Genomic DNA, 345 nt, shown 5'->3' with positions numbered 1-345 from the left:
TTACCGGAGGAGGCCGGCATCGCCTTGGTCACTTGGGTCTGGCCGTGCGTCGTGGGGGTGTCCGGAGCCAAGCCCGCCCCGAGGGCCACCGGGGCCCTGCACCCGTACGCCAACGCGGCCCGGATCACCCGCTGCTGCGACGGACCGTTCGGCGCCGTCAGACCGTTCGACGCACCGTCCTGGTTCACCGCCGTACCCCGCACCTCCGCCAGCACCCGACGACCCGCAGCCCGCGCCGACGACAACCGCTCGACCAGCAGCATGCCGACACCCTCGGACCAACCCGTCCCGTCCGCGTCCGCACCGAACGACTTGCACCGGCCGTCGGCAGCCAGCCCGCGCTGA

The 345-nt window shown here is 73.3% G+C and carries 1 protein-coding gene; it reads right to left on the bottom strand.

The window, feature by feature from the left end; genetic code table 11:
• Positions 1 to 345: beta-ketoacyl synthase N-terminal-like domain-containing protein (locus PUR56_RS15270; protein WP_329949320.1), on the bottom strand; the 345-nt coding region annotated here is incomplete at both ends.

The sequence above is a fragment of the Streptomyces sp. BE303 genome, assembly GCF_036290945.1.
GTDB lineage: Bacteria > Actinomycetota > Actinomycetes > Streptomycetales > Streptomycetaceae > Kitasatospora.
Note: the sequence above shows the minus strand (reverse complement) of the source record. Positions and strands in the feature narration are given on the sequence as shown.